The organism is Bradyrhizobium uaiense, from assembly GCF_010811875.1.
In the GTDB taxonomy this organism is placed as follows: domain Bacteria; phylum Pseudomonadota; class Alphaproteobacteria; order Rhizobiales; family Xanthobacteraceae; genus Bradyrhizobium; species Bradyrhizobium uaiense.
The window spans coordinates 1-8,061 of record NZ_VKHP01000348.1 but is presented as its reverse complement, the minus strand read 5'-3'; the positions used below and the strand labels follow the sequence as shown (position 1 = coordinate 8,061).

2 protein-coding genes and 6 pseudogenes are annotated in these 8,061 nt (G+C 57.5%); 4 read left to right on the top strand and 4 right to left on the bottom strand.

Features of this window, described 5'->3' with window-relative positions:
- Nucleotides 1-743 precede the first annotated feature (743 nt).
- Nucleotides 744-2,276 carry a porin gene (locus FNJ47_RS43105; protein ID WP_163162466.1) on the top strand — a complete coding sequence of 511 codons (1,533 nt, stop codon included), beginning with the start codon at nt 744-746 and terminating at the stop codon, nt 2,274-2,276.
- A 229-nt stretch (nt 2,277-2,505) separates the two neighbouring features.
- On the opposite strand, the pseudogene FNJ47_RS43100 reads toward FNJ47_RS43105, so the two are convergent.
- Nucleotides 2,506-2,766 (bottom strand): annotated as a pseudogene (locus tag FNJ47_RS43100) (transposase); the annotation flags it as partial.
- 76 nt (nt 2,767-2,842) lie between these two features.
- Between FNJ47_RS43100 and FNJ47_RS52025 the strand changes: the two are divergent.
- A pseudogene (locus tag FNJ47_RS52025) lies at nt 2,843-3,092 on the top strand (IS110 family transposase); the annotation flags it as partial.
- A 554-nt stretch (nt 3,093-3,646) separates the two neighbouring features.
- Here FNJ47_RS52025 and FNJ47_RS43095 read toward each other — a convergent pair.
- Nucleotides 3,647-3,787: pseudogene (locus FNJ47_RS43095) on the bottom strand (IS5/IS1182 family transposase); the annotation flags it as partial.
- A gap of 487 nt (nt 3,788-4,274) precedes the next feature.
- On the opposite strand from FNJ47_RS43095, the pseudogene FNJ47_RS43090 reads away from it, so the two are divergent.
- Nucleotides 4,275-4,415 (top strand): annotated as a pseudogene (locus FNJ47_RS43090) (IS5/IS1182 family transposase); the annotation flags it as partial.
- A 554-nt stretch (nt 4,416-4,969) separates the two neighbouring features.
- On the opposite strand, the pseudogene FNJ47_RS52020 reads toward FNJ47_RS43090, so the two are convergent.
- Nucleotides 4,970-5,219: pseudogene (locus FNJ47_RS52020) on the bottom strand (IS110 family transposase); the annotation flags it as partial.
- Nucleotides 5,220-5,295: 76 nt separating this feature from the next.
- Between FNJ47_RS52020 and FNJ47_RS43085 the strand changes: the two are divergent.
- Nucleotides 5,296-5,556, top strand: a pseudogene (locus FNJ47_RS43085) (transposase); the annotation flags it as partial.
- A gap of 229 nt (nt 5,557-5,785) precedes the next feature.
- On the opposite strand, the gene FNJ47_RS43080 reads toward FNJ47_RS43085, so the two are convergent.
- A complete protein-coding gene (locus FNJ47_RS43080; RefSeq protein ID WP_163162466.1) occupies nt 5,786-7,318 on the bottom strand; it encodes a porin in 1,533 nt (510 codons plus the stop codon).
- Between the last annotated feature and the right edge of the window lie 743 nt (nt 7,319-8,061).

Genomic DNA, 8,061 nt, shown 5'->3' with positions numbered 1-8,061 from the left:
CATCCGCTCCCAGCCTGCGTCGCTCAACACCAAACGATCCATCACACCCAAGACTGCCTCCCAAAAAGAAGCCTTGAATCTGATTTGCTCTCAAAAGGGAATCCTTAGAGTCCACACCACCTAGAGCTGCGCTAGCCGAAGCGAACCAGCTTTTTCCGAAGCGAAAAAATACCAAAGCGGTTCGTTACTAGATTGGTCTGGCGATTCATCCGAAGTGAGCCGCGATCTCGTACGCGTCGAGCATGTGCCTGTCGCGGCTGAGAAACGAAACAGTGCGCTCCTCCACAGATCTCTCAACCGATTCCAACGACGGATGCCATCCACGACGTGGAAGAGCCGCGCGGACGATTGGCGGAATCACGAAGTAGCTGCTAGCGAACGCGCCACAAGCTAACCTTACTGTGAATCTTGGGGGCGGCCCTTCTCCGCAAGTTGCGCGACCTGTCCACTCGGTCACTTGCCAAGCAACCTACAGCCGAGGGTTATCTTTAGACCCGCTACACGAGCGCATACGCGGTTCCGTCTGCTCCGCAATCCGCGTTCGCGGCGACAGTTTGCTCAAGTTCAGGACTTGCGCGATCGAAGCTACTTGTCGCGCCCACTTGAAGCGGTCGAGAACCCGCGAATTCTCAAATTTGGTGCAGAATTTCGGCTGCATGAGCCCTACATTAAGGAATACCTGCTTTGGGCCCCACCTAATATGCATCGAGCGGAGGGGAGAATCCGCTTCTAGGGGGACATCCATGAATTTGAAAAAGAGTATTATCCTCGGCTCCGGTGTAATATTAGCGAGCGCTGGGGCACAGGCAGCTGATCTTCCGATGAAGGCAAAGCCTGTAGAGTACGTGAAGGTTTGCTCGCTGTATGGTCCCGGATTCTACTACATCCCCGGCACCGACACGTGCCTCAAGCTGGGTGGCTATCTGCGCGTCGCAGCCACCTTGGCATCGAATTCGTACGCTTACCCCGCCGACAGCGGTTTGGCGGCTGCACACAACCGACTCAGCAACGCCTACACGGTTCGTTCGCGTGAGGCCCTCAACATCGATACGCGCACCGCGACCGAGTATGGCACGGTCCGTACCTATTTCCAGGGTGTGTTCAACTGGACAGCGGGCGGATACACCGGACAAGGAAATGGCTCGACCGTTTACGCCTCGCTCGGAGGGGTTTCGGCGCCGAACAACGCAAATCCAGGCGCCGTCGCGGGCGGCACAGTCGGTGTCTACGATGCCTTCATCCAGTTCGCGGGCTTCACAATCGGTAAAGCTCAGTCGCAGTTCACCACGCCATGGGCCGAATATCCGGGGAACTGGTACGAACTCGTGGGAAGCGGCGGCTGGGAGCGGGTGAACCAGTTTACCTACACTGCCGATTTCGGCCAGGGCGTCACTGTCTCCCTCTCCGCTCAGGATCAGGTCGCCAATTATACGACCAATGTCTGGAATGTGAGCGCTGCGACTGCCGCTGGTCTTGCCACCGGTACATACGGTGGGAATGACATTGCTGGAACGGTCGCACCAGATCTCGTCGCCATGCTCCGTGTTGACCAGGCTTGGGGCCTCTTCCAAGCATCGTTTGCTGCCCACGATAACCATACGGCCTACTACGGCGCGACCGAAGTCACGGGCCACCCCGACGACAAATGGGGCTGGGCTGCTCAGTTGGCGTTGTCGATCAAAAACATCCCGACCGGTCCAGGTGACACAATTAACATGTCGGGTGTGTATACGAAGGGTGCAAGCCGCTATACTTTTAATAGCTATATCGCGACCGTTTTTGCGATGTACGGTGGCACGAATTTGCCGGGTGCCTACCAGAGCGTCGGACTCGCGGGTCTTTCCGATTCCGTGTTCGTTGCGGGCTCTGGCCAGGAGTTAACGACCACTTTCGGCTTTAACGGCGGCTACACTCACAATTGGGATCCGCACTGGTACACCACTATCTATGGTGGTTTGGGCGCCGTGCGCTATAATGGTACAGCCAAAGGCTATATCTGCAATGCATTCGTGACAGGCTTAGCGCTGTCGAGCGGGATCGCTGGTTGTAACCCCGATTTCAACTATGCGAGTATTGGCACAAACACCTCTTGGACCCCAGTCAAAAATTTAACTTTCTTGGCTGAACTCAACTACACAATGCTGGATCAGAAGTACGCGGGCGGAAGCACTGTGACGCTGCCGCTGCAGTCCGGTATCGCAAAGCCGGGTGCTGCATATCAGCTGAAGAACCAAAACAGCCTCACGATGCTACTCCAGGCTCAGCGCAACTGGTGATTCCCCATCGAACCGCCGGGACGACTAAAAGAGCGATTCTCCAAATCGAACTTCGATCTCCAAATAGCCTCCGGGATGCCCCCCGGAGGCTCTTTATTTCTCAGACGGAAAATGAATCCGGTACTTGAATCGACGCCATGTAAGCTTCCGGCAATGACGGTAGCCGGTCGCTCACGCTGCCTGAATTTGACTGATCGGTTTCTCTCACGCCAATTCCGCTAAGAGCGTTTCACGTTTTGATTGAAGCGTACCCGGCGTTTTCGAAGTAGTTGCTGCATTCGTCGGGTTGGATGGTCGAGATGAGGCCGCCGATATGGCGGCAAATGTCGTCGATCCTGCGCTTCTGGGCGGAGCGCATCCAGTGCTTGATCTTGGCGAAGGTTTGTTCGATCGGATTGAGGTCTGGGGAGTATGGCGGCAGGTACCAGAGCCTGGCGCCGGCGGCTTTGATCAGGCTGCGCAGGGCAGCCGATTTATGGCTGCCGAGATTGATGGGGTGGACGCCCCCTGACGGCATCGCTGTGCCAAAGTGGTGTCGGTGATCATCACCTTGAACGGAGGCGTCCATGTCGGAAGTTAACACAATCGGGTTGGATCTGGCGAAGAATGTGTTCCAGGTACCATGGCGGGGATCCGTCGTGAAGTGTGCTGTTCGAGAAAAGGCTGCAGAGCGATCAGGTGCTTGGGTTCCTTGCCACGCAACCGACCTGCACGGTCGCGATGGAGGCATGTGCCGGCGGCCATTACTGGGCGCGGGAGATTGCGAAGCTGGGACATGCTGTCCGGCTGATCGCTCCAGGTTACGTCAAGCCGTTCGGTGCGCCCCGACGGCGCGCATTACCAGCGGAGGAAGGATCCACCCAGAGAATTGTCGATTGATCTGGTAGCTGACGAGCGGTCTGGACGAGCAATCGGACGGACCGAAGCCTCGTGACAAAGGTCGCCTTGGGCGGCCGAGCAATCCAACGGGCCGTAACGTGAGTGAAGCCTGAGCACGCCTCGAAAGTTACGATGTGAATGCCGACCCGATCGTATGGCGGGGAAGGCCGCGCGGACAGGGAAGCAATCGTCGCATGCACCTGTCTGGTTCACCGGGGTAATGGGCACGGCACGCTGGAAAGGTAGTGCGGGTAATCGGGGGAGACCCGTCTTGGTCGAAGGTCGCGCCTTTAGCATTGAGTAGTCGATGGACCGGACAGGAGTCGGACAGGGTCATAGGTACCGATGAAACCGGGTAATTCCGGTGGAGGAAAGGACCCTGACTTCAGGTGCGCTTTTGAAGATGGCGATGGAAGGGGTAGATTAGCGATGAGCCTTGAAACGCCCGATAAAATCAGGAGCCTTCAGAGAAAGCTTTATTGCAAGGCGAAGGCGGAGCCCTCCCCAGAAAGGTCGCCCAGCGCCGCATTCGCCAAGTCTCGGATCACCCGTAGCGGGTGGTCGACGCGAACCCGAGCCTCCAGGTCCACATAACTGAAAAGCGAGCCGGACCGTTCGTCACTCCCGCGCATCGCGCCCCCCAGTTAAATCCTGGTCCCAGAGAATCACGATACGAAACGCTTCGCTACCGACTTCTTCAACAGCCTGCTCTCATGTTTGCTGTCAAGGGACTCGATCAAGCGGAGCCGCTTCCGGCTGAGCGCCCGGACGCTGGACTTCGAAGGTGCCCACGGTAGGAGGCAGGGCCAAAGACGACGGTTGATCAAGCTCTCATGCGCGGGTTGGGTACCGCATGACCGTGGTTTCGTCTTGGGGCTGCCTCGGTCTAGGGGGCGAGCGTCGGCAATGCCGGCTCATAACAGGCCACGAGGATTCCCCGCCGCGCCCTGCCTCCTACCGTGGGCACCTTCGAAGTCCAGCGTCCGGGCGCTCAGCCGGAAGCGGCTCCGCTTGATCGAGTCCCTTGACAGCAAACATGAGAGCAGGCTGTTGAAGAAGTCGGTAGCGAAGCGTTTCGTATCGTGATTCTCTGGGACCAGGATTTAACTGGGGGGCGCGATGCGCGGGAGTGACGAACGGTCCGGCTCGCTTTTCAGTTATGTGGACCTGGAGGCTCGGGTTCGCGTCGACCACCCGCTACGGGTGATCCGAGACTTGGCGAATGCGGCGCTGGGCGACCTTTCTGGGGAGGGCTCCGCCTTCGCCTTGCAATAAAGCTTTCTCTGAAGGCTCCTGAGTTTATCGGGCGTTGCAAGGCGCATCGCTACTCTGCCCCTTCCCGCTCCGTCTTCAAGAGCGCTCCTGAATTCTGGGTCCTTTCCTCCACCGGAATTACCCGGTTTCATCGGTACCTATGACCCTGTCCGACTCCTGTCCGGTCCATCGACTACTCAATGCTAAAGGCGCGACCTTCGACCAAGACGGGTCTCCCCCGATTACCCGCACTACCTTTCCAGCGTGCCGTGCCCATTACCCCGGTGAACCAGACAGGTGCATGCGACGATTGCTTCCCTGTCCGCGCGGCCTTCCCCGCCATACGATCGGGTCGGCATTCACATCGTAACTTTCGAGGCGTGCTCAGGCTTCACTCACGTTACGGCCCGTTGGATTGCTCGGCCGCCCAAGGCGACCTTTGTCACGAGGCTTCGGTCCGTCCGATTGCTCGTCCAGACCGCTCGTCAGCTACCAGATCAATCGACAATTCTCTGGGTGGATCCTTCCTCCGCTGGTAATGCGCGCCGTCGGGGCGCACCGAACGGCTTGACGTAACCTGGAGCGATCAGCCGGACAGCATGTCCCAGCTTCGCAATCTCCCGCGCCCAGTAATGGCCGCCGGCACATGCCTCCATCGCGACCGTGCAGGTCGGTTGCGTGGCAAGGAACCCAAGCACCTGATCGCTCTGCAGCCTTTTCTCGAACAGCACACTTCACGACGGATCCCCGCCATGGTACCTGGAACACATTCTTCGCCAGATCCAACCCGATTGTGTTAACTTCCGACATGGACGCCTCCGTTCAAGGTGATGATCACCGACACCACTTTGGCACAGCGATGCCGTCAGGGGGCGTCCACCCCATCAATCTCGGCAGCCATAAATCGGCTGCCCTGCGCAGCCTGATCAAAGCCGCCGGCGCCAGGCTCTGGTACCTGCCGCCATACTCCCCAGACCTCAATCCGATCGAACAAACCTTCGCCAAGATCAAGCACTGGATGCGCTCCGCCCAGAAGCGCAGGATCGACGACATTTGCCGCCATATCGGCGGCCTCATCTCGACCATCCAACCCGACGAATGCAGCAACTACTTCGAAAACGCCGGGTACGCTTCAATCAAAACGTGAAACGCTCTTAGCGGAATTGGCGTGAGAGAAACCGATCAGTCAAATTCAGGCAGCGTGAGCGACCGGCTACCGTCATTGCCGGAAGCTTACATGGCGTCGATTCAAGTACCGGATTCATTTTCCGTCTGAGAAATAAAGAGCCTCCGGGGGGCATCCCGGAGGCTATTTGGAGATCGAAGTTCGATTTGGAGAATCGCTCTTTTAGTCGTCCCGGCGGTTCGATGGGGAATCACCAGTTGCGCTGAGCCTGGAGTAGCATCGTGAGGCTGTTTTGGTTCTTCAGCTGATATGCAGCACCCGGCTTTGCGATACCGGACTGCAGCGGCAGCGTCACAGTGCTTCCGCCCGCGTACTTCTGATCCAGCATTGTGTAGTTGAGTTCAGCCAAGAAAGTTAAATTTTTGACTGGGGTCCAAGAGGTGTTTGTGCCAATACTCGCATAGTTGAAATCGGGGTTACAACCAGCGATCCCGCTCGACAGCGCTAAGCCTGTCACGAATGCATTGCAGATATAGCCTTTGGCTGTACCATTATAGCGCACGGCGCCCAAACCACCATAGATAGTGGTGTACCAGTGCGGATCCCAATTGTGAGTGTAGCCGCCGTTAAAGCCGAAAGTGGTCGTTAACTCCTGGCCAGAGCCCGCAACGAACACGGAATCGGAAAGACCCGCGAGTCCGACGCTCTGGTAGGCACCCGGCAAATTCGTGCCACCGTACATCGCAAAAACGGTCGCGATATAGCTATTAAAAGTATAGCGGCTTGCACCCTTCGTATACACACCCGACATGTTAATTGTGTCACCTGGACCGGTCGGGATGTTTTTGATCGACAACGCCAACTGAGCAGCCCAGCCCCATTTGTCGTCGGGGTGGCCCGTGACTTCGGTCGCGCCGTAGTAGGCCGTATGGTTATCGTGGGCAGCAAACGATGCTTGGAAGAGGCCCCAAGCCTGGTCAACACGGAGCATGGCGACGAGATCTGGTGCGACCGTTCCAGCAATGTCATTCCCACCGTATGTACCGGTGGCAAGACCAGCGGCAGTCGCAGCGCTCACATTCCAGACATTGGTCGTATAATTGGCGACCTGATCCTGAGCGGAGAGGGAGACAGTGACGCCCTGGCCGAAATCGGCAGTGTAGGTAAACTGGTTCACCCGCTCCCAGCCGCCGCTTCCCACGAGTTCGTACCAGTTCCCCGGATATTCGGCCCATGGCGTGGTGAACTGCGACTGAGCTTTACCGATTGTGAAGCCCGCGAACTGGATGAAGGCATCGTAGACACCGACTGTGCCGCCCGCGACGGCGCCTGGATTTGCGTTGTTCGGCGCCGAAACCCCTCCGAGCGAGGCGTAAACGGTCGAGCCATTTCCTTGTCCGGTGTATCCGCCCGCTGTCCAGTTGAACACACCCTGGAAATAGGTACGGACCGTGCCATACTCGGTCGCGGTGCGCGTATCGATGTTGAGGGCCTCACGCGAACGAACCGTGTAGGCGTTGCTGAGTCGGTTGTGTGCAGCCGCCAAACCGCTGTCGGCGGGGTAAGCGTACGAATTCGATGCCAAGGTGGCTGCGACGCGCAGATAGCCACCCAGCTTGAGGCACGTGTCGGTGCCGGGGATGTAGTAGAATCCGGGACCATACAGCGAGCAAACCTTCACGTACTCTACAGGCTTTGCCTTCATCGGAAGATCAGCTGCCTGTGCCCCAGCGCTCGCTAATATTACACCGGAGCCGAGGATAATACTCTTTTTCAAATTCATGGATGTCCCCCTAGAAGCGGATTCTCCCCTCCGCTCGATGCATATTAGGTGGGGCCCAAAGCAGGTATTCCTTAATGTAGGGCTCATGCAGCCGAAATTCTGCACCAAATTTGAGAATTCGCGGGTTCTCGACCGCTTCAAGTGGGCGCGACAAGTAGCTTCGATCGCGCAAGTCCTGAACTTGAGCAAACTGTCGCCGCGAACGCGGATTGCGGAGCAGACGGAACCGCGTATGCGCTCGTGTAGCGGGTCTAAAGATAACCCTCGGCTGTAGGTTGCTTGGCAAGTGACCGAGTGGACAGGTCGCGCAACTTGCGGAGAAGGGCCGCCCCCAAGATTCACAGTAAGGTTAGCTTGTGGCGCGTTCGCTAGCAGCTACTTCGTGATTCCGCCAATCGTCCGCGCGGCTCTTCCACGTCGTGGATGGCATCCGTCGTTGGAATCGGTTGAGAGATCTGTGGAGGAGCGCACTGTTTCGTTTCTCAGCCGCGACAGGCACATGCTCGACGCGTACGAGATCGCGGCTCACTTCGGATGAATCGCCAGACCAATCTAGTAACGAACCGCTTTGGTATTTTTTCGCTTCGGAAAAAGCTGGTTCGCTTCGGCTAGCGCAGCTCTAGGTGGTGTGGACTCTAAGGATTCCCTTTTGAGAGCAAATCAGATTCAAGGCTTCTTTTTGGGAGGCAGTCTTGGGTGTGATGGATCGTTTGGTGTTGAGCGACGCAGGCTGGGAGCGGATG